The 18,902-nt window shown below is 63.2% G+C and carries 17 protein-coding genes; 7 read left to right on the top strand and 10 right to left on the bottom strand.

Annotated features, from left to right (window positions below; all coding sequences use genetic code 11):
- Positions 1 to 34: 34 nt before the first annotated feature.
- From rho to BLV20_RS05545, 3 genes are all read right to left on the bottom strand, one after another.
- Entirely contained in the window at positions 35 to 1,294 is a 1,260-nt protein-coding gene (rho, locus tag BLV20_RS05555; protein ID WP_007926725.1) for a transcription termination factor Rho, read from the bottom strand.
- Between the two features lie 246 nt (positions 1,295 to 1,540).
- Positions 1,541 to 1,870, bottom strand: coding sequence for a thioredoxin TrxA (gene trxA, locus BLV20_RS05550; RefSeq protein WP_003206727.1), 330 nt, complete (start codon positions 1,868 to 1,870; stop codon positions 1,541 to 1,543).
- 125 nt (positions 1,871 to 1,995) lie between these two features.
- Positions 1,996 to 2,694, bottom strand: coding sequence for a FadR/GntR family transcriptional regulator (locus BLV20_RS05545; protein WP_092298075.1), 699 nt, complete (start codon positions 2,692 to 2,694; stop codon positions 1,996 to 1,998).
- Between the two features lie 254 nt (positions 2,695 to 2,948).
- On the opposite strand from BLV20_RS05545, the gene BLV20_RS05540 reads away from it, so the two are divergent.
- The 5 genes from BLV20_RS05540 (at position 2,949) to ppx (ending at position 7,530) form a co-directional block, all read left to right on the top strand.
- A complete protein-coding gene (locus tag BLV20_RS05540) occupies positions 2,949 to 3,734 on the top strand; it encodes a transporter substrate-binding domain-containing protein (protein ID WP_092298072.1) in 786 nt (261 codons plus the stop codon).
- A gap of 21 nt (positions 3,735 to 3,755) precedes the next feature.
- Positions 3,756 to 4,424, top strand: coding sequence for an amino acid ABC transporter permease (locus BLV20_RS05535; protein ID WP_092298069.1), 669 nt, complete (start codon positions 3,756 to 3,758; stop codon positions 4,422 to 4,424).
- The gene (locus BLV20_RS05530) at positions 4,421 to 5,071 is read left to right on the top strand and encodes an amino acid ABC transporter permease (RefSeq protein WP_092298066.1); all 651 of its coding nucleotides are present in this window, start codon (positions 4,421 to 4,423) and stop codon (positions 5,069 to 5,071) included. Before BLV20_RS05535 ends, BLV20_RS05530 begins: the two co-directional genes overlap by 4 nt.
- Positions 5,058 to 5,792, top strand: coding sequence for an amino acid ABC transporter ATP-binding protein (locus BLV20_RS05525; protein ID WP_007926719.1), 735 nt, complete (start codon positions 5,058 to 5,060; stop codon positions 5,790 to 5,792). Before BLV20_RS05530 ends, BLV20_RS05525 begins: the two co-directional genes overlap by 14 nt.
- Before the next feature lie 235 nt (positions 5,793 to 6,027).
- Entirely contained in the window at positions 6,028 to 7,530 is a 1,503-nt protein-coding gene (gene ppx / locus BLV20_RS05520; protein ID WP_092298063.1) for an exopolyphosphatase, read from the top strand.
- Positions 7,531 to 7,632: 102 nt separating this feature from the next.
- On the opposite strand, the gene ppk1 is transcribed toward ppx, so the two are convergent.
- Complete coding sequence (ppk1, locus tag BLV20_RS05515; RefSeq protein WP_092298060.1) at positions 7,633 to 9,855, bottom strand: polyphosphate kinase 1; 2,223 nt, start codon at positions 9,853 to 9,855, stop codon at positions 7,633 to 7,635.
- Positions 9,856 to 9,873: 18 nt separating this feature from the next.
- Positions 9,874 to 10,887, bottom strand: coding sequence for a porphobilinogen synthase (hemB, locus tag BLV20_RS05510; protein ID WP_092298057.1), 1,014 nt, complete (start codon positions 10,885 to 10,887; stop codon positions 9,874 to 9,876).
- Positions 10,888 to 11,094: 207 nt separating this feature from the next.
- Between hemB and BLV20_RS05505 the strand changes: the two genes are divergently transcribed.
- Together BLV20_RS05505 and elbB are read left to right on the top strand one after the other, a co-directional pair.
- Entirely contained in the window at positions 11,095 to 11,727 is a 633-nt protein-coding gene (locus BLV20_RS05505) for a DedA family protein (protein WP_092298054.1), read from the top strand.
- A 350-nt stretch (positions 11,728 to 12,077) separates the two neighbouring features.
- Positions 12,078 to 12,746 (top strand): isoprenoid biosynthesis glyoxalase ElbB, encoded by a 669-nt coding sequence (gene elbB / locus BLV20_RS05500; protein ID WP_092298051.1) that lies wholly within the window; start codon positions 12,078 to 12,080, stop codon positions 12,744 to 12,746.
- A gap of 47 nt (positions 12,747 to 12,793) precedes the next feature.
- On the opposite strand, the gene BLV20_RS05495 is transcribed toward elbB, so the two are convergent.
- The 5 genes from BLV20_RS05495 to BLV20_RS05475 form a co-directional block, all read right to left on the bottom strand.
- The gene (locus tag BLV20_RS05495; RefSeq protein ID WP_092298048.1) at positions 12,794 to 13,249 is read right to left on the bottom strand and encodes a YaiI/YqxD family protein; all 456 of its coding nucleotides are present in this window, start codon (positions 13,247 to 13,249) and stop codon (positions 12,794 to 12,796) included.
- A 102-nt stretch (positions 13,250 to 13,351) separates the two neighbouring features.
- Positions 13,352 to 15,250, bottom strand: coding sequence for an FTR1 family protein (locus BLV20_RS05490; protein ID WP_092298045.1), 1,899 nt, complete (start codon positions 15,248 to 15,250; stop codon positions 13,352 to 13,354).
- Positions 15,251 to 15,509: 259 nt separating this feature from the next.
- On the bottom strand, positions 15,510 to 16,142 hold the full coding sequence (locus BLV20_RS05485; protein ID WP_092298042.1) for a LysE family transporter: 633 nt from the start codon (positions 16,140 to 16,142) through the stop codon (positions 15,510 to 15,512).
- A 223-nt stretch (positions 16,143 to 16,365) separates the two neighbouring features.
- Entirely contained in the window at positions 16,366 to 16,947 is a 582-nt protein-coding gene (locus BLV20_RS05480) for a mechanosensitive ion channel family protein (protein ID WP_092298039.1), read from the bottom strand.
- On the bottom strand, positions 16,947 to 18,857 hold the full coding sequence (locus tag BLV20_RS05475) for an ATP-binding cassette domain-containing protein (RefSeq protein ID WP_092298036.1): 1,911 nt from the start codon (positions 18,855 to 18,857) through the stop codon (positions 16,947 to 16,949). The genes BLV20_RS05480 and BLV20_RS05475 overlap by 1 nt, the downstream gene beginning before the upstream one ends.
- Positions 18,858 to 18,902 lie beyond the last annotated feature (45 nt).

Below are 18,902 nucleotides of genomic sequence, written 5' to 3'. Positions count from 1 at the left end.
CCGGGTTTCCCCGGCTTTTGCGGCCCTGCTCGACTTACTTGCGTTTCATCGACAGGAAGAACTCATCGTTGGTCTTGGTCTGCTTCAGCTTGTCGACCAGGAACTCGATGGCGGCGACTTCATCCATTGGATGCAGCAGCTTGCGCAGGATCCACATGCGCTGCAGCTCGTCGTCGGCAGTCAGCAACTCTTCGCGGCGGGTGCCGGAACGGTTGATGTTGATGGCCGGGAATACACGCTTCTCGGCGATCTTGCGGTCCAGGGGCAGCTCCATGTTGCCGGTACCCTTGAACTCTTCGTAGATCACTTCGTCCATCTTCGAGCCGGTCTCGACCAGCGCGGTGGCGATGATGGTCAGCGAGCCGCCTTCTTCGATGTTCCGCGCGGCGCCGAAGAAACGCTTCGGTTTTTCCAGGGCGTGGGCATCGACACCACCGGTCAGCACCTTGCCGGAGCTCGGGATCACGGTGTTGTAGGCACGGGCCAGACGGGTGATGGAGTCGAGCAGGATCACCACGTCCTTCTTGTGCTCGACCAGGCGCTTGGCCTTCTCGATCACCATTTCGGCAACCTGCACGTGGCGGGTTGGCGGCTCGTCGAAGGTGGAGGCAACCACTTCGCCGCGCACGGTGCGCTGCATTTCGGTCACTTCTTCCGGACGCTCGTCGATCAGCAGCACGATCAGATGAACTTCAGGGTTGTTGCGGGTGATGTTCGACGCGATGTTCTGCAGCATGATGGTCTTGCCCGCTTTCGGCGGAGCAACGATCAGACCGCGCTGGCCTTTACCGATCGGGGCGCACAGGTCGATGACACGACCCGTCAGGTCTTCGGTGGAACCGTTGCCGGCTTCCATCTTCATGCGCACGGTCGGGAACAGCGGCGTCAGGTTTTCGAACAGAATCTTGTTTTTCGCGTTCTCGGGACGATCGTAGTTGATCGTGTCGACCTTCAGCAGTGCGAAGTAACGCTCGCCTTCCTTGGGAGGGCGGATCTTGCCAACGATGGTGTCACCGGTGCGCAAGTTGAAACGACGGATCTGGCTCGGGGAGACGTAGATATCGTCTGGGCCGGCCAGATAGGAGGCGTCGGAGGAGCGAAGGAAGCCGAAGCCGTCCTGGAGGATCTCCAGCACGCCATCACCGGAGATTTCCTCGCCGCTTTTAGCGTGCTTTTTCAGCAGGGAGAAAATCACGTCCTGCTTGCGCGAACGGGCCATATTTTCTATGCCCATCTGTTCGGCCAATTCGAGCAGTTCGGTAATCGGCTTTTGCTTGAGTTCAGTCAGATTCATATAGGAATGACGTAATCATTTATGGAGGGGGGAAATTAAGCTTTTGGCTTAATGATGCCGCGCCGCGGAGAAGGCGACAGATCGCGTACTTATTCGAAAAGGAGAGCGTCGGCGACGGCTTGCAGGGGGCAGAGGAGAAACCAGTGCGGGGCCGAATGTAACACCTGAGTTTCTGAGCGTCTAGCCCTGAATAATGAAAAAGCCCCGCTATTTACGGGGCTTTTTTGATGCTGTTTACAACAACGCTTAGATGTTGGCGTCGAGGAAAGCAGCCAGTTGCGACTTGGACAGTGCGCCGACCTTGGTGGCTTCGACATTGCCGTTCTTGAACAGCATCAGCGTCGGGATACCACGCACGCCATGCTTGGCCGGGGTTTCCTGGTTTTCGTCGATGTTCAGCTTGGCAACGGTCAGTTTGCCTTTGTAGGTTTCAGCGATTTCGTCCAGGACCGGAGCGATCATTTTGCATGGGCCGCACCACTCAGCCCAGTAGTCGACCAGTACAGCGCCTTCGGCCTTGAGTACGTCAGCCTCGAAGCTAGCGTCGCTAACGTGTTTGATAAGATCGCTGCTCATGGAAGTCTCCAGTTGTAAGCAAAAAAACGTGGCCCATCATAGCCGCCCTTCCCGCGTTCAGGAAGCCGGAGTTAATTGACTCTCGCTATGATGGCCGATGAGTTTGGGTATAGCTCAACTGGAAACTATGCGGGGGTGACGAAGGCGATTCCAGTGCGCAGCGCGGCGCCGCGTACATGTTCCTGCATGGCCTTCTGCGCCGCTCCCGAGGCATGCCGGGCTAGTCCGCGGAGGATTTTGCGATGCTCCTGCCAGGTTTCCATGGCCCGCTCGGGCCGGATGAACGGTAGCTTCTGGCTCTCCAGGAAGATCTCGGCGCTGGTACTGAGAATGCTTACCATCGCCTGATTGCCGCTGGCCTGCAGGATCTTCTGGTGAAACTCGAAATCCAGCCGCGCCGCGGCCTCGAAATCCGCCGCCCGCAGCTCACCGCGCATGGCCTCGACATTATCCTGCAGCGCATCCAGCTCGTCGGCGGTCAGCGTCACCGCCGCCAGCCCCGCGGCGAAGCCTTCCAGGGCGTAGCGCAACTGGAAGATATCGGCGGGCGACGCCTGGGCCGCGAATGGCCAGCTCACCCCCAGGCCATTGATCGGCGACTCCACCGCCTGCACGAAAACGCCCTTGCCGGGCTGCACGCTGATCACGCCCAGGGCGCTCAAGGACGACAGCGCCTCGCGCAATGAAGCCCGGCTGACCCCCAACTGCAAGGCCAGGTCGCGTTGCGAGGGCAGCGCATCGCCCGGGCCGAAGCCGCGTTCGCTGATCAATTGGCGAATGGCTTGCAGCGCCACTTCGGGTACGGCGCGGGAGATCGAGTTCATAGAATTCAGGCTGGCCAGTCCAGGAAAGCGCTAGTTGTAAAGCTATTCGCCGAGCCCGGCAAGTCGTGCCCCACGGGGGTTCGGGCACATTGCCGAACGCTCGATAAGGGGGCAGAAAAGCCCTTGACTGTTCAGACCAGTAAGACCGAAAGAGGCCAGCAAAACCCAGTATCCCAGGGCTTTTTCCGGCGTTTGGCACGGGCTGTGCTGTATCGCTGCGCAGAAATCACTTCCCGTGACTCCGGAGATTTGCCATGACCAAGCGTTTCAGCGCCCTGCTCCCTGCCCTGTTTGCCAGTCTGCTGCTGAGCCAGACGCCCGCCCACGCCAGCGGCCTGGACGATGTCGTCACCCGTGGCACCCTCAAGGTGGCCGTGCCCCAGGACTTCCCGCCGTTCGGCTCGGTCGGGCCGGACATGAAACCCCGTGGCCTGGATATCGACACCGCGAAACTGCTGGCCGACCAGCTCAAGGTCAAGCTGGAGCTGACCCCGGTCAACAGCACCAACCGCATTCCGTTCCTGACCACCGGCAAGGTCGACCTGGTGATCTCCAGCCTCGGCAAGAACCCGGAGCGCGAGAAGGTCATCGACTTCTCCCAGGCCTACGCGCCCTTCTATCTGGCGGTATTCGGCCCACCCGAGGCGCCTGTCGCCAGCCTCGACGACCTCAAGGGCAAGACCGTCAGCGTTACCCGCGGCGCCATCGAAGACATCGAGCTGACCGCCGTCGCTCCGCAAGGCGTGACCATCAAGCGCTTCGAGGACAACAACTCGACCATCGCCGCCTACCTGGCCGGCCAGGTCGACCTGATCGCCAGCGGCAACGTGGTGATGGTCGCCATCAGCGAGCGCAACCCGAAGCGCATCCCGGCGATGAAGGTCAAGCTCAAGGACTCCCCGGTCTATGTCGGCGTGAACAAGAACCAGCCGGAGCTGCTGGACAAGGTCAACCAGATCCTCACCACCGCCAAGGCCGACGGCAGCCTGGATAAGAACGCCCAGCTGTGGCTCAAGCAGCCGTTGCCGGCTGGCCTCTGATCGCGGTCGCGGAGGTTATCCATGGCTTATCAGTTCGACTTTCTACCGGTGCTGGAAAACACCAGCCTGTTGTTGCACGGCGCCCTGTTCACCCTTGAGCTGACCGCCATCGGCGCGTTGCTCGGGGTCGGCCTGGGCATAGTCGGCGCGGTGGTGCGGGCCTGGAAGATCCAGCCCTTCTCGGCCCTCTTCGGCGTCTACGTCGAGCTGATCCGCAACACCCCGTTCCTGGTGCAACTGTTCTTTATCTTCTTCGGCCTGCCGTCCCTGGGGCTGCAGATTTCCGAATGGCAGGCAGCGGTGCTGGCGATGGTGATCAACCTGGGCGCCTATTCCACGGAAATCATTCGCGCCGGCATCCAGGCCATCCCCCGCGGCCAGCTGGAAGCCGCGGCGGCGCTGGCGATGACGCGCCTGGAAGCCTTTCGCCACGTGGTATTGCTGCCGGCGCTGGGCAAGGTGTGGCCGGCCCTGAGCAGCCAGATCATCATCGTCATGCTCGGTTCGGCGGTGTGTTCGCAGATCGCCACCGAGGAGCTGAGTTTCGCCGCCAACTTCATTCAGTCGCGCAACTTCCGCGCCTTTGAAACCTACGCCCTGACCACCCTGATCTACCTGTGCATGGCCTTGCTGATCCGGCAGTTGCTGAATTGGGTCGGGCGCCGCTATATCGCGAGGAGCAGCCAATGAGTGATTTCAGCTTCTGGGACATCGTGCGCAACCTGCTGGCCGGCCTGCAATGGACGCTGCTGCTGTCACTGGTGGCCTTTGTCGGCGGCGGGCTGATCGGCTTGCTGATCATGACCCTGCGCATTTCCAGCAAGGCTTTCCCCAGCCATTTCGCCCGCCTGTATATCGAGCTGTTCCAGGGCACGCCGCTGTTGATGCAGCTGTTCCTGGTGTTCTTCGGCATCGCCCTGCTGGGGGTGGATATCTCGCCCTGGCTGGCGGCGGCCATCGCCCTGACGCTGTTTACCAGCGCCTACCTGGCGGAGATCTGGCGCGGCTGCGTCGACTCGATCCCCAATGGCCAATGGGAAGCCTCGTCCAGCCTGGCGCTCAACCCCTATGAACAACTGCGCCATGTGATCCTGCCGCAAGCGCTGCGGATTGCCGTGGCGCCTACCGTGGGTTTCTCGGTGCAGGTGGTCAAAGGCACCGCGGTGACCTCGATCATCGGCTTTACCGAGCTGACCAAGACCGGCGGCATGCTCGCCAATGCCACCTTCGAGCCCTTCATGGTCTACGGCCTGGTGGCGCTCGGTTACTTCCTGCTGTGCTACCCCCTGTCCCTCAGTGCGCGCTACCTGGAAAGGAGACTGCATGCCTCTGCTTAGAATTTCCGCCCTGCATAAATATTACGGCGACCATCATGTGCTCAAGGGCATCGACCTCAGTATCGAGGAAGGCCAGGTGGTGGCGATCATCGGCCGCAGCGGCTCGGGCAAGAGCACCTTGCTGCGTACCCTCAACGGCCTGGAGTCGATCAACGACGGGGTCATCGAAGTCGACGGCGAATACCTCGACGCCGCCCGCGCCGACCTGCGCAGCCTGCGGCAGAAGGTCGGCATGGTGTTCCAGCAGTTCAACCTGTTCCCGCACCTGACCGTCGGCGAGAACGTCATGCTCGCCCCGCAAGTGGTGCAGAAGGTGCCCAAGGCCAGGGCCGCCGAGCTGGCACGGGAGATGCTCAAGCGGGTCGGCCTGGAAGAGAAGTTCGACGCCTTCCCCGACCGTTTGTCCGGCGGCCAGCAGCAGCGGGTGGCGATTGCCCGGGCGCTGGCCATGTCGCCCAAGGTGCTGCTGTGCGACGAGATCACCTCGGCCCTCGACCCGGAGCTGGTCAACGAAGTGCTCAGCGTGGTGCGCCAGCTGGCCAAGGACGGCATGACCCTGATCATGGTGACCCACGAGATGCGTTTCGCCCGGGAAGTGGGCGACAAGCTGGTGTTCATGCACCAGGGCAAGGTGCATGAAGTCGGCGATCCGAAAGTGCTGTTCGCCAACCCGCAGACGCCGGAACTGGCGAATTTCATCGGGACCAATGAAAGCGCTTGATGCTGCCTGTAGCCGCTGCCGCAGGCTGCGATGGTCCGGGCCACGCTGGTCGCAGGGCCTTCCTGGGCCCTCAAGAACAGCGCCTGCTTCGCAGTCGATCGCAGCCCGTGGCATCGGCCGCAAGGGGCCGGGCCACGCGAACCTATGCGTTGAATCAACGCATTGGACGCTGCGCGTTGGCGCGAGCGATTGATCGTGGCAGGATGGCAAGGTTATCGACCGAGACCCCCAAACCATGCCGCAAACCCAAGCCAAGAATCTGTCCCTGATCGCCGCCATCGACCTGGGCTCCAACAGCTTTCACATGGTCGTGGCCAAGGCTCACCATAATGAAATCCGCATTCTCGAGCGGCTCGGTGAAAAGGTGCAGTTGGCCGCCGGGATCGACGAAGACCGCCAACTCAACGAAGAATCCATGCAGCGCGGGCTCGACTGCCTGAAGCGCTTCGCCCAACTGATCAACGGCATGCCCCTGGGCGCGGTGCGTATTGTCGGCACCAACGCCCTGCGCGAAGCGCGCAACCGCGGCGAATTCATCCGCCGCGCCGAAGAAATCCTCGGCCACCCCGTAGAAGTCATTTCCGGTCGCGAAGAAGCCCGCCTCATCTATCTGGGCGTATCCCACACCCTCGCCGACACCCCGGGCAAACGCCTGGTCGCCGACATTGGCGGCGGCAGTACCGAATTCATCATCGGCCAGCGCTTCGAACCGCTGCTGCGCGAGAGCCTGCAAATGGGCTGCGTCAGCTTCACCCAGCGCTATTTCCGCGACGGCAAGATCACCCCAGCGCGCTACGCCCAGGCCTACACCGCGGCGCGCCTGGAAATCATGAGCATCGAGCACGCCCTGCATCGCCTGACCTGGGATGAAGCCATCGGCTCCTCGGGCACCATCCGCGCCATCGGCCTGGCGCTCAAGGCCGGCGGCCACGGCAGCGGCGAAGTCAACGCCGAAGGCCTGGCCTGGCTCAAGCGCCGGCTGTTCAAACTGGGCGATGCCGAGAAAATCGACTTCGAAGGCATCAAGCCGGACCGCCGGGCGATCTTCCCCGCCGGCCTGGCAATTCTCGAAGCCATCTTCGATGCCCTCGAACTGCAACGCATGGACCATTGCGAAGGCGCCCTGCGCGAAGGCGTGCTCTACGACCTGCTGGGCCGTCATCACCACGAAGACGTGCGCGAGCGCACCCTCGGCTCGCTGATGGAGCGTTATCACGTCGACCTGGAACAGGCCGCCCGGGTCGAGCGCAAGGCGCTGCATGCCTTCGACCAGGTGGCCGAGGACTGGGACCTGGAGGATGGCGTCTGGCGCGAGCTGCTGGGCTGGGCCGCCAAGGTGCATGAAGTGGGCCTGGATATCGCCCACTACCACTACCACAAGCACGGCGCCTACCTGATCGAGCACTCCGACCTCGCCGGCTTCTCCCGCGAAGACCAGCAAATGCTCGCGCTGCTGGTACGCGGCCACCGCCGCAACATTCCCAAGGACAAGTTCGCCGAATTCGGCGAAGAAGGCGGCAAGCTGATCCGCCTGTGCGTCCTGCTGCGTTTTGCCATTTTGTTCCACCACATCCGCGGCACCCAGGAAATGCCCCAGGTGAAGCTGCACGCCGCCGGCGACAGCCTGGATGTGATGTTCCCGGCCAACTGGCTGGACGAGAACCAACTGACCCAGGCCGACTTCGCCCTGGAAGCCGAGTGGCTGACTCGGGTCGGCATCATCCTCAACGTGCACTGAAACACCCTTGCGCAAAAAAGCCGGCTTGCCGGCGATGGGCTCCTTCCAAAGGGCACCATCGCCGGCAAGCCGGCTTTTTCATGGGCTGAATAAGCCCCGGGGCTAGCGCACCGCCAGCACCGGGTTGCTCAGGCGCTCCAGCAATGTGGCCTGGGCGCTGCGCGGGTTCTGGTTGCCGGTCGGGGTGTTGCGGATGTAACGACCGTCCGACTGCAGGCTCCAGCTGTGGGTGTTATCGGTGAGATAACTTTCCAGCTCTTTCTTGACCCGCAGAATCAGCTTCTTGCCCTCGACCGGGAAGCAAGTCTCGACGCGCTTGTCGAGGTTGCGCTCCATCCAGTCGGCGCTGGAAAGGAACATTTGCTCCTCACCGCCATTGAGGAAGTAGAACACCCGGGTGTGCTCCAGGAAGCGGCCGATGATCGAGCGCACGTGGATGTTGTGCGACACGCCGGCGATCCCCGGACGCAGGCAGCACATGCCACGCACCACCAGGTCGATGCGCACGCCCGACTGGCTGGCCTTGTACAGCGCGCGGATGATCTTCGGATCGGTCAGCGAGTTGAACTTGGCGATGATGTGCGCCGGCTTGCCGTCCAGGGCGAACTGGGTTTCGCGGGCAATCATGTCGAGCATGCCCTTCTTCAGGGTGAAGGGCGCATGCAGCAGTTTCTTCATGCGCAGGGTCTTGCCCATGCCGATCAACTGGCTGAAGAGTTTGCCGACGTCTTCGCACAAGGCATCGTCGGAGGTCAGCAGGCTGTAGTCGGTATACAGGCGAGCGTTGCCGGCGTGGTAGTTGCCGGTGCCCAGGTGGGCGTAGCGCACGATCTCGCCGGCTTCGCGACGCAGGATCAGCATCATCTTGGCGTGGGTCTTGAAGCCGACCACACCGTAGATCACCACCGCGCCGGCCGCTTGCAGGCGGCTGGCCAGTTGCAGGTTGGACTCTTCGTCGAAGCGTGCGCGCAGCTCGATCACCGCGGTGACTTCCTTGCCGTTACGGGCGGCATCCACCAGCGCATCGACGATTTCCGAGTTGGCGCCACTGCGGTACAGGGTTTGGCGCACCGCCAGCACATGCGGGTCCTTGGCCGCCTGCCGCAGCAGGTCGACCACAGGCGTGAAGGACTCGAACGGGTGCAGCAAGAGGATGTCCTGCTTGCTGACCACGCTGAAGATGTTCTCGCTGTTCTGCAACAGCTTGGGAATCTGCGGGGTGAACGGCGTGTATTGCAGCTCCGGATGGCTGTCCAGGCCGGTGATGCTGAACAGGCGCGTCAGGTTCACCGGGCCGTTGACCTGGTACAGCTCGCTCTCGCTCAGGTTGAACTGCTTGAGCAGATAGTCCGACAGGTGTTTCGGGCAGGTGTCGGCCACTTCCAGGCGCACCGCGTCGCCATAACGGCGGGAGAACAGCTCGCCGCGCAGGGCGCGGGCCAGGTCTTCGACGTCCTCGGTGTCCACCGCCAGGTCGGCGTTGCGGGTCAGGCGGAACTGGTAGCAACCCTTGACCTTCATGCCCTGGAACAGGTCATCGGCGTGGGCGTGGATCATCGACGAGAGGAATACATAGTTGTCGCCAGGGCCGCCGACTTCTTCCGGCACCTTGATGATCCGCGGCAACAGGCGCGGCGCCGGGATGATCGCCAGGCCGGAATCGCGACCGAAGGCGTCGATCCCTTCGAGCTCGACGATGAAGTTCAGGCTCTTGTTCACCAGCAGCGGGAACGGGTGCGTCGGGTCGAGGCCGATCGGGGTGATGATCGGCGCGATTTCGTCACGGAAGTAACGACGGACCCAGGTCTTGAGCTTGGTGGTCCAGTACCGGCGACGGATGAAGCGGACCTGATGTTTCTCCAGTTCCGGCAACAGGATGTCGTTGAGAATCGCGTACTGGCGATCGACGTGACCGTGTACCAGGTCGCTGATGCGCGCCAGGGCCTGGTGCGGCTGCAGGCCGTCGGCACCGGCCTGCTCGCGGGCGAAGGTGATCTGCTTCTTCAGGCCGGCGACGCGGATCTCGAAGAACTCGTCCAGGTTGCTGGAGAAGATCAGCAGGAACTTCAGGCGCTCCAGCAACGGGTAGGACTCATCCAGCGCCTGTTCCAGCACGCGGATGTTGAATTGCAGTTGCGACAGCTCGCGATGGATATACAGGCTGCTGTCATCCAGGCTCGGGATGACCAGGGTCGGCATCGCCACATGCGGCGCGTCCGCTTGCACCGGCGGCGGGGTTTCCTGCTCCGGTGGCGTTTCGACAACCTGCTCGACCACGGGTTGAGCTTCTTTTACGGCAATTTCAGTGAGTCCTTCGGTATTCATCGCGTGTTCCTGGGAGGGCTATTTTTGCTCTCGTAACAATTGAGCAGCACGAACGGCAAAGTAAGTCAGGATGCCATCGGCACCCGCGCGTTTAAAGGCGGTCAAGGATTCGAGAATAACCCCTTCGCTCAACCAGCCATTCTGGATCGCCGCCATGTGCATGGCATATTCGCCGCTGACCTGATAGACAAAGGTCGGCACCTTGAATTCATCCTTGACCCGTAAAAGAATGTCCAGGTACGGCATGCCCGGCTTGACCATGACCATGTCCGCGCCTTCGGCGAGGTCGGCGGCCACTTCATGCAGGGCTTCGTGGCTGTTGGCCGGGTCCATCTGGTAGGAGGCCTTGTTGGCCTTGCCCAGGTTCAGCGCCGAGCCGACCGCATCGCGGAACGGCCCGTAATAGGCGCTGGCGTACTTGGCCGAATAGGCCATGATCCGCACGTTGACATGCCCGGCCAACTCCAGGGCCTCGCGGATCGCCTGGATGCGACCGTCCATCATGTCTGAGGGCGCCACCACCTGGGCACCGGCTTCGGCATGGGACAGGGCTTGCCTGACCAGCGCATCGACGGTGATGTCGTTCTGCACATAGCCTTCTTCGTCGAGGATGCCGTCCTGGCCGTGGGTGGTGAACGGGTCGAGCGCCACGTCGGTGATTACCCCAAGCTCAGGGAAACGCTCGCGCAATGCGCGGGTGGCGCGCTGGGCAATGCCGTCCGGGTTCCAGGCTTCGGCGGCGTCCAGCGACTTGAGCGCCGCCGGGGTCACCGGGAACAACGCCAGCGCGGGAATCCCCAACTCGACCCACTGCGCCGCTTCCTCGAGCAGCAAGTCGATGGTCAGGCGCTCGACGCCCGGCATCGAGGCCACCGCCTCCCGACGATTCTCGCCGTCGAGGACGAACACCGGCAGGATCAGGTCATTGGTGGTCAGGACGTTCTCCCGAACCAGGCGACGAGAAAATTCATCACGACGATTGCGGCGCAGGCGAGTGGCAGGAAACAAGCGATTGGCTGGGGTAAAGCTCACGACAGACTCCTGAGCCCGCACAGGCGGGCGAGCGTGACAGTTATAAGCGCCCATTATGACGAACGGATGACAGTTGTGCTTAACCCTGTGATCGGTAGTCGCAGCTATTGTCCGGCCGGCATTTGTTCACGTCGAGACACATTTGGATACTTTCCTCCATGGGCTTGAAGGGTTAGGCTGCGCGTTCATTTCGCCAGCATCCAGACAATGCTCCAACAATTTCTTCAGGAATTCGGCTACTTCGCCCTCTTTCTCGGCACATTCTTCGAAGGCGAGACCATCCTGGTCCTGGCCGGCTTCCTCGCGTTTCGCGGATACATGGACATCAACCTGGTGGTGGTCGTGGCGTTCTTCGGCAGCTATGCCGGCGACCAGCTGTGGTACTTCCTGGGGCGCAAGCACGGGCGCAAGTTGCTGGCACGCAAGCCGCGCTGGCAATTGATGGGCGATCGGGCGCTGGAGCATATCCGCAAGCATCCGGATATCTGGGTGCTGAGCTTTCGCTTCGTCTACGGCCTGCGTACCGTGATGCCGGTGGCCATCGGATTGTCGGGATATCCGCCGGGACGTTATCTGTTGCTCAACGGCATTGGCGCCGCGATCTGGGCCGCCGCCCTGGCCGCTGCGGCCTATCACTTCGGCGCCGTGCTCGAAGGCATGCTGGGCAGCATCAAGAAATACGAACTGTGGGTGCTCGGCGCCTTGCTGGTGCTGGGTTTTGCCCTGTGGCTGCGTCGCCGCTTCAAGAATGCGCGGCTGGCCAAGGCGATCTACGAGGCCGAGCAGGTCAAGCAGAACGAACAGAACGACAGCTGCAAGCCCAGGACGCCCGTCGAATAAGACGGCTCAGCCAGCAGCAAAGCGCAATGCCGCCGAGCAGGCCGCAGCCGGCCAGGCCGACCCCGCCCAAGGCGCCGGCCGGCCATAGCCTCACCGACGCCAGCCGCAGCAGCTCCCTCTCTTCAGTGCCCCCGGGCGACTCTCCAGCACCGCTCCACCCGAACTTGCGGAACCGGCCCAGCTCAGGCTTGCGCCATCGAGACCCAGAAAACGGCACCGCATAAAGATTGAAATTCATGACACGCCTGGGCGCAATGCTGGTCGAAGATTAGGTCGGGCGGCGAGATAGCCCTATGGCCACGGGCGGCAAATTAGTGGACATTTAACGCCATGAATCTGGAGAAAAAACCATGAGCAAAAAAGTTGCAGTGATCCTTTCCGGCTGTGGCGTCTATGACGGTGCCGAGATCCATGAAAGCGTCATCACCCTGCTGCGCCTGGATCAGCGCGGCGCGCAGGTGCAGTGCTTCGCCCCGAACATCGCCCAGCTGCATGTGATCAACCACCTGACCGGCGAAGAGATGCCCGAGTCGCGCAACGTCCTGGTGGAGTCGGCGCGCATCGCCCGCGGCCAGGTCAAAGACATCCGCGACGCCAATGCCGAAGACTTCGACGCGCTGATTGTGCCGGGCGGCTTTGGCGCGGCCAAGAACCTGTCCAATTTCGCCGTGGAAGGACCTGGCTGCACGGTCCAGCCGGATGTCCTGGCGTTGGCCGAGGCCTTCGCCGAAGCCGGCAAGCCGGTGGGCCTGATCTGCATTTCGCCGGCACTGGCGGCGAAAATCTACGGCCCGGGCGTTACCTGCACCATCGGCAACGACGCCGATACCGCTGCCGCCGTGGGCAAGATGGGCGCGACCCACGCAGAATGCGCCGTCAGCGACATCATCGAGGACAAGGCGCGCAAGCTGGTCAGCACCCCGGCCTACATGCTCGCGCAATCCATCAGCGAAGCCGCGGCCGGCATCAATAAGCTGGTGGATCGAGTGCTGGAACTGACCCACGAAAACGACGAATAACCCGGCAAGCGTGGCGAGCAGGCAAGCGCCCTCGCCTCGCACAATCGTCAGGCCTGACGCGCCAGCCGCGTCAGGATCCGGTCCAGGGCATTGGCGAAAGCCTGCTTCTCCCGGTCCCCATAAGGGCCTTGCCCACCCCCGACCTGCCCCTGCTCGCGCAGATCGGTAAACAGATTACGCACCGCCAACCGCTCGCCCATGTTCTGCGCATCGAACTCCTTGCCCCGCGGGTCGAGGGCCGCGACACCCTTCTTCACCAACCGGTCGGCCAGGGGCACGTCGCTGCAGATCACCAGTTCGCCCGGCAGGGCGTGCTCCACCAGATAATCGTCGGCCGCATCCGGGCCGCTAGGCACCACGATCAGCTTGACGCAGGCAAAGGCCGGCTTGATCTGCGGCTGCCCCGCCACCAGCACCAGCTCGAACTGGCGCTTGAGGACAAACCTGACTACCTGATCCTTCGCCGCCTTGGGGCAGGCGTCGGCATCGATCCACACACGCATTGCGTTATTCCTCTGAAAGCATCGCGGGCAAGCCGCGCTCCTACAGATCTCGATGACCTGTAGAAGCACGGCTTGCCCGCGATCATGCGCGAAGCGAGTACGTCAGGAAACCTGAGCCCGGCGTTTTTCGGCGATGCGGCTGCGACTGTAAAGCACGATGATCGCCACGATCGCCACCGCCTGTGCCGCCAGCGAGTAGGCATCGGCGTGGATCCCCAGCCAATCGAAGTCGAAGAATGCCACCGGCCGCGTGCCGAAGACCCCGGCCTCCTGCAGCGCCTTGACGCCATGCCCGGCAAACACCACCGACAAGGCGCACAGCAACGCTGCGTTGATGCCGAAGAACAGGGCCAGCGGCAGCTTGGCCGAGCCGCGCAGGATCACCCAGGCCAGGCCGAACAGCAGCACCAGCGCCGTGGCGCCGCCGGCCAGCACCGCGTTATGACCCGCCGGGCCCGCCTGCAGCCACAAGGTTTCGTAAAACAGGATCACTTCGAACAGTTCGCGATAGACCGAGAAAAACGCCAGCACCGCAAAGCCGAAACGTCCGCCGCCACCCACCAGGCTGCTCTTGATGTAGTCCTGCCAGGCCGCCGCGTGCCGGCGGTCATGCATCCACACGCCGAGCCACAGCACCATGACACTGGCGAACAAGGCCGTGGCGCCTTCCAGCAACTCGCGCTGGGAGCCGCTGACGTCGATCACATACGCCGCCAGCGCCCAGGTCGCCAGGCCGGCCAGCAAGGCCAGGGCCCAGCCGATGTTGACGCTGCGCACCGCCGACTGCTGGCCGGTATTGCGCAGGAAGGCCAGGATCGCCGCCAGCACCAGGATCGCTTCCAGGCCTTCGCGCAGCAGAATCAGCAGGCCGGAAATATAGCTCAGCGACCAACTCAAGCCGTCACTGCCCAACAGGCCCGCCGACTCTGTCAGCTTGGCCTTGGCGGCATCCAGGCGCTGCTCGGCCTGCTCCACCGGCAAGCCGTCCTGCAACGCCTGGCGGTAGGCCATCAGGGCTTTCTCGGTGTCCTTGCGCACAGTGGCGTCGACGTTGTCGAGGGAGCTTTCCACCAGCTCGAAGCCTTCCAGGTACGCCGCCACCGACAGGTCGTAGGCCTGTTCGCGGTCACCGGTGCGGTAGGCGGCCATGCTCTTGTCCAGGGTCGAGGCGGTGTAATCGAGCAACTGCGCCGGGCCACGCTTGACCTGTGGCGGCTGGGCCCGCTGGGCACGGAAGGTGGCTGCGGCCTGCGGGCCTTCGGCGGCCTCTACTTCGCTTGGGGTCTGACGGGCCAGGTCGGCGAGGTTGTAGCTCTTGTCGCCCTTCGCCGCGGCCGGGTCGGCGGTGAAACCGGCGATATAGGTCGCCAAGTCCCAGCGCTGGCGGTCGTCCAGCTGATCGGCGAACGACGGCATGTCGGTGCCTTCGACGCCCAGGCCGAGAGTGTTGTAGATCGCGTAGAGGCTCAGGTGATCCGTGCGCGCCGCATCCCGCAGGTTGGCCGGTGGCGGGGTCAGGCCAACACCCGCCGGGCCGTCGCCGGCACCGGTGTCGCCATGGCACACCGAGCAATGCTGGGCATACAACGGCGCGCCACGGCTCGGGTCCGGAGTGATGATCGGGGCCTGGCTGACCTCGTAGGCCACCGCCAGCCTGGCGCCCAGCTGCCGCGCCTGACGGGCGACGAGAGCGCCGTCCGCCTTGGCCTTGACCGCGTCGTTGAGGCCGGCGACGCCCTGCTCCAGCTCGGCTTTTTCCGGCTTGGCCGGCAAATCGGCGACCAGCCCCTGCAACACGCCGAGAAACTCGACCTGTTCACGGTACTCGGAGTCGTCGATGACCTTGCCCGCCTCGACCGTCGGTGGATAGTCCGCGCCAATGTAGTCGAGCAGATGCAGCGCCTTGGGCGCGCCTTCTACGGTGTCCGCCAGCAGGTTGGAGCTGCACAGGGCCAATACTGGCAGCACGAGCCACGCCAGAAAACGGGAGGGGGCAGTCATGAACGAATCTCAAATGGAAATACGAAGTAACACATTGTTCACTTCCAATGAGTTTCACTCAAGCGCTGTCATGCCGCCGCCCAGGCTCAGCGGCGCTTGATGCTGGGCCAAAGCCTTGAATCACCTGGGGTCCGGGGCTTCCTGAACGAACATGAAATAAATCCTGGTGCCGCCGAGGAGCGATTCATGGGTTTGCCCGGCTGAGACGCACGCACAAAAAAAGCGCCCGCAAGGGCGCTTTTTTTATATGGCCAGTCTCTTAGGCCGGCGCTTTGCGAAGGGTCGCCAGCAACCCCGCGGCACCGAGGAACAGACCGGCGAAGGTGCGGTTCATACGCCGTTGCTGGGTAGGCGTACGCAGCAGGCGCAAGACCCTGGAGGCCAGGCCGGTGTAGCCGGCCATGACAATCAGGTCGACGAAAATCATGGTGGCGCCAAGGATCAGGTATTGCTTCACCAGCGGCGCGTGGGGATCGATGAACTGCGGCAGGACCGCGAGCATGAACACCAACGCCTTGGGGTTGCTGATGTTGACCAGGAAACCGCGGAACACCAGCGCCAGGGGTTTGCCGATCGGACGGATCGCGGCGTCGTCGCTCAGATCGCTGGGCAGCGCGCGCCACTGCTTGACCGCGAGGTAGACCAGGTAGGCCACGCCGAACCATTTGATCGCGTAGAAGGCGGTCGCGGATGCCGCAAGAATCGCCCCCACGCCGGCCGCGACAATCGCAATCTGCATGGCCAGGCCCAGTTGCAGGCCCAGGGCGTTCCAGTAACCGCGCCAGAAACCGTATTGCAGGCCGCAGGACATCGACGCAATCGCGCCGGCCCCCGGGGAAAGGCTGATCACCCAGCAGGCGGCCAAAAACGCCAGCCATGTCTCAAGAACCATCGCACACCTCGGCTCGAATTCGTCGTGGACGCTTAAGCTAATGCGCTGGCGGGCGGATGACCATAGATTTTTGTCGGACAGATATCGCCGACCGACTGTAGCCGCCGCCGAAGGCTGCGCTCAGGTCCGCAGGAGCTTCCTGCGATCTCAAGAGCACGTCTGCTTCGCAGCCGATCGCAGCCTCGCGATGCTCGGCAGCGGCTACAGAGACGGCGCAGGGAGACTATTTCTCGCCGGAGCCTATCGACAGCGCATCGCTGCCGCGCCAGCGACGTACCGAGCGCTGGAAGAACAGGCTGTTGGGCACTTGCACCATGACGCCGCCGGTGCCGGCTTCCTCGGCCTCGATCAGCGAGGTGTACAGCAGGTTGATTGCCACGACGCGGCCTTTGATGCCCGGCTTGTCGAGGGTGTCCACCAGCTCGACCACATCGCCGATGCGGAACGGGCCCACGGTAAAGATCAGGATCGCGCAGAGCAGGTTGGACAGCACGCTCCACATGGCGAAGAAGGCCACCGCCGCAACGGCGACAAAACCGGACAGGGCCGTCCAGAGTACCGTCGCCGAAACCCCGAGCCGCCCCAGGACGAAGATCAGCGCGCTGCCCATGATCAGCCAGCGCAAGCCGCCACGCAGCGGCATCAGCAGCTGCGGCGGGAAGGGATAGCGCTCACCCAGGCGGGTCAGGCAGCGTGCGACGAAACGCTGGGCAATGTAACCGGCCAGCAGGATCAGCAAGATCTGCACGGTGACCCACAACGGCTCGATCCACATGGCCGGCAAAGGCAGCTTGAACGCTTCCATCAGGACAAGGCTTCCAGTTCCGCCTGCATGCTTTCCAACAGTTCCAGGGCTTCCATCCAGGCCTCTTCCAGTTCGCCTTCGCGCACTTTCAGCTTGGCCTGCTCAGCCAGCAGATCGCGCAATTCATCCTTGCGAGCGGCTTCATAGAGGCCACTGTCGCCGAGGCTGGTTTCGATTTTTGCCAACCGCTCGTGGACCTTGCCCAGCTCGGTTTCCAGCTTGTCGGCCTCACGCTTGTGCGGAGCCAACTGCTGGCGCAGGGCCGCGGCGGCCTGGCGCTGGGCCTTTTTGTCGGTTTTGTCCGGGTTGGCCGCGATGCTGCTGACCGGCGCGTTGCGCAGGCGGTAATCCACCAGCCAGCGCGCATAGTCGTCCAGGTCGCCGTCGAACTCCTCGACCTTGCCGTCGGCTACCAGGTAGAAATTGTCGGTGGTGCTTTTCAGCAGGTGACGGTCGTGGGAAACCACCAAGACCGCGCCGGTGAACTCTTGCAGGGCCATGGTCAGCGCCAGGCGCATTTCCAGGTCCAGGTGGTTGGTCGGTTCGTCGAGCAGCAGCAGGTTCGGGCGATCCCAGGCGATCAGGGCCAGGGCCAGGCGCGCCTTTTCGCCGCCGGAGAAGTTCAGCACCGGCTCGTCGATACGCGCGCCACGGAAGTCGAAGCCACCAAGGAAGTCGCGCAGGGTCTGCTCGCGCTCGGTCGGCGCCAGGCGCTGCAAATGCAGCAACGGGCTGGCCTTGGCATCGAGCGAGTCCAGCTGGTGCTGGGCGAAATAGCCGACCACGGTGTTCTCGCCACGGGTCAGGCGGCCGCCCAGCGGCGACAGCTCGCCGGAAAGGTTCTTGATCAGAGTCGATTTACCGGCACCGTTGGGGCCGAGCAGACCGATGCGCGCACCCGGAGTCAGTTGCAGCTTGACCTTCTCCAGCACGGTCTTGTCGCCGTAACCCAGGCGGGCATCGGACAGGTCGAGCAGCGGGCTGGAGATCTTTTGCGACTCGCGGAAAACGAAATCGAACGGAGAGTCGACATGAGCGGCGGACAGCTCTTCCATCCGCTCCAGGGCCTTGATCCGGCTCTGGGCCTGACGGGCCTTGGTGGCCTGGGCCTTGAAGCGCGCGATGTACTTTTCCATGTGCGCGCGTTGCGCCTGCTGCTTCTCGTAGGCTTGCTGCTGTTGCGCCAGGCGTTCGGCACGAGCCCGCTCGAAGGCGCTGTAGCCACCGCGATAGAGCGTGATCTTGCGCTGGTCGACGTGCGCCACATGGTCGACCACGGCGTCGAGGAAATCGCGGTCGTGGGAAATCAGCAGCAAGGTACCGGGGTAGCCCTTGAGCCAGTCCTCCAGCCAGAGGATCGCATCGAGGTCCAAGTGGTTGGTCGGTTCGTCGAGCAACAACAGGTCCGATGGGCACATCAGCGCCTGCGCAAGGTTCAGGCGCATCCGCCAGCCGCCGGAAAAATCGCCGACCTGACGGTCCATCTGCTCGTTGCTGAAGCCCAGGCCGGCCAGCAATTTGCGCGCCCGGGCGTCGGCGGTATAACCGTCGGCGCTGTCCAGCTCGGCATGCAGGCGTGCCAGGGCCGCGCCGTCATGGGCGGCCTCGGCGGCGGCCAGCTCACGCTGGACCTCGCGCAGACGCAGGTCGCCATCGAGCACATAGTCGACCGCCAGGCGCTCGAGGGTATCGACCTCCTGGCGCATATGGGCGATGCGCCAGTCGGCGGGCAGGAAGCAGTCGCCCGAATCCGGGTGCAACTCGCCACGCAGCAAGGCGAACAGGCTGGATTTGCCGGCGCCGTTGGCACCGATCAGGCCGGCTTTCTGGCCGGCGTGCAGGGTCAGCTCGGCGTCTTCTAGCAGACGTTGCGGACCACGCTGTAAAGTCAGGTTCTGAAGTCGAATCATAATGGCGGCGGAGTCTACCAGCTTCGTTCGCAACTGGCGCGAGTA

Origin of the sequence: Pseudomonas sp. NFIX28 (assembly GCF_900107395.1) — a bacterium.
Lineage (GTDB): Bacteria > Pseudomonadota > Gammaproteobacteria > Pseudomonadales > Pseudomonadaceae > Aquipseudomonas.
This window is presented reverse-complemented; position numbering and strand designations above follow the sequence as displayed.